A 2,733-nucleotide genomic window follows, 5' to 3' on the forward strand; every position below is an offset into this window, starting at 1 on the left:
GACGGCCCGCTGCGCGAGGACATCCGGCTGCTCGGCCGGCTGCTCGGCGACACCGTGCGCGAGCAGGAGGGCGACGCGGTCTTCGGGGTGATCGAGCGGGTGCGCCAGGCCTCGGTGCGCTTCAACCGCGACGACGACGCCTCGGCCGGGCGCGAGATGGCGGAGATCCTCAACGGCCTGCCGCGCGACACGGTGATGTCGGTGGTGCGCGCCTTCTCCTACTTCCTGCACCTCGCCAACATCGCCGAGGACCAGCACCACATCCGGCGCAACCGCGAGCACGCCATGGCCGGCTCGCCGCCGCGCGAGGGCACGCTGCCGCACGCGCTCGACCGGCTGGAGCAGGCCGGCGTCGGCACCGGCAAGCTGGCCGAGTTCGTCCGCCACGCGCTGGTCAGCCCGGTGCTGACCGCCCACCCGACCGAGGTGCAGCGCAAGAGCATCCTCGGCCTGGAGCACAAGGTCGCGGCGCTGCTCGACGCCCGCGACCGCTCGCGGCTGACGCCGGAGGAGGCGGCGGAGAACGACGAGGCGCTGCAGGCGGCGATCCTGACGCTGTGGCGCACCCGCATGCTGCGCCCGCAGCGCCTCGCGGTGATCGACGAGGTGAAGAACGGCATCTCCTACTACACCGACACCTTCTTCGCCGAGCTGCCGAAGCTCTGCTGCCGGTTCGAGGACCTGCTGTGCCGCCGCTACCCGGACCAGGAGTGGGAGCTGCCGGCGTTCTTCCGCATCGGCTCGTGGATCGGCGGCGACCGCGACGGCAACCCGTTCGTCACCGCCCCCATCCTGCGCGAGGCGGTGCGCCGCCAGTCGGCCGCCGCCTTCGACCACTACCTGACCGAGATCCACGAGCTGGGCGGCGAGCTGCCGCTGTCCAAGCTGCTGCACGACATCGCGCCGGGGCTGGCGGAGCTGGCGGCGCGCTCGCCCGACACCTCGCCGCACCGCGAGGACGAGCCGTTCCGCCGCGCGCTCAGCGGCGTCTACGCCCGCACCGCCGCCACCGCCCGCCAGCTCGACCGGCACGAGGCGCTGCGCCACGCGGTGGCCGAGGCCGAGCCCTACGCCTCCTCGGCCGAACTGCTGGCCGACCTGGAGGTGATGGCCTCGGCGCTCAAGGCGATGGGCGCCGCCAAGCTGGCGAACGGCCGCCTGCGCCGGCTGATCAAGGCGGTGCAGGTGTTCGGCTTCCATCTGGCGCCCATCGACCTGCGCCAGAACTCCGACGTGCACGAGCGCACGGTGGCCGAGCTGCTGGCGGTCGCCGGCCGCTGCGCCGACTACACGGCGCTGTCGGAGGACGAGCGCATCGCGCTGCTGGCCAAGGAGGTCGGGTATCCGCGCCCGCTGCGCTCGCCCTTCCACGCCTATTCGGAGGAGACCGCCGGCGAGCTGGCGATCCTCGACGCCGCCCGCGAGATCCGCCGCACCTATGGTGCCGCGGCGCTGCCGACCTGCATCATCTCGAAGACCGACGGCGCGTCGGACCTGCTGGAGGTGGCGCTGCTGCTCAAGGAGACCGGCCTGCTGACGCCGGGAACCGAGCCGGGCATGGCCATGAACATCGTGCCGCTGTTCGAGACCATCGGCGACCTGCGGCAGGCCCCGGCGACCATGGAGCGGCTGTTCACCCTGCCGGTCTGGCGCTCCCTGGTCCGCTCGCGCGGCGACGAGCAGGAGGTGATGCTGGGCTATTCCGACTCCAACAAGGACGGCGGCTTCCTCACCTCGGGCTGGGAGCTGTACAAGGCGGAGATCGAGCTGGCCAAGCTGTTCGCCAGGCACACGGTGCGCATGCGGCTGTTCCACGGCCGCGGCGGCTCGGTCGGCCGCGGCGGCGGGCCCAGCTATCAGGCGATCCTGGCGCAGCCGGTGGGCGCCGTGTCCGGCCAGATCCGCATCACCGAGCAGGGCGAGGTGATCGCCTCCAAGTACTCCAACCCCGAGGTCGGCCGCCGCAACCTGGAGGTCCTGACCGCCGCGACGCTGGAGGCGACGCTGCTCGACGTCGAGAACAACGTCGAGCCGGCGGAGGGCTTCTACGCCGCCATGGAGCGGCTGTCGCAGCTGGCCTTCGAGGCGTACCGCGGGCTGGTCTACGAGACGCCGGGCTTCACCCAGTACTTCCGGCAGGCGACGCCGATCTCCGAGATCTCGACGCTGAACATCGGCAGCCGCCCGGCGTCGCGCACCAAGTCCGACCGCATCGAGGACCTGCGCGCCATCCCCTGGGTGTTCTCGTGGGCGCAGTGCCGGCTGATGCTGCCGGGCTGGTACGGCTTCGGCAGCGCGGTGGAGGCGTGGCTGAAGGCGGAGCCGAACGGGCTGGAGCTGCTGCAGCGCATGCACCGAGCGTGGCCGTTCTTCCGCATGCTGCTGTCCAACATGGACATGGTGCTGGCCAAGAGCGACCTCGCCATCGCGTCCCGCTACGCCGAGCTGGTGGAGGACGCCGAGCTGCGCGAGCGCATCTTCGGCCGCATCCGCGACGAGTGGCAGCTGACCCGGCGGCACCTGCTGGCCATCGTCGGGCAGAGCGACTTCCTGGCGGAGAACCCGTTGCTGGTGCGCTCGATCCGCAACCGCTTCCCCTACATGGACCCGCTGAACCACGTGCAGATCGAGCTGATCCGCCGCCACCGCGGCGGCAGCACCGACGACCGCGTGAAGCGCGGCGTGCTGATGTCCATCAACGGCGTGGCCGCGGGCCTGCGCAACAGCGGGTGA

1 protein-coding gene is annotated in these 2,733 nt (G+C 71.8%); it reads left to right on the plus strand.

Annotation, left to right across the window (positions count from 1 at the left end):
* Window positions 1-2,733, plus strand: a 2,733-nt coding sequence (gene ppc / locus TSO221_RS30830) for a phosphoenolpyruvate carboxylase (protein ID WP_109122337.1), incomplete at its 5' end; no start/stop codon positions are given.

This window comes from Azospirillum sp. TSO22-1 (assembly GCF_003116015.1).
Classification (GTDB): Bacteria; Pseudomonadota; Alphaproteobacteria; order Azospirillales; family Azospirillaceae; genus Azospirillum.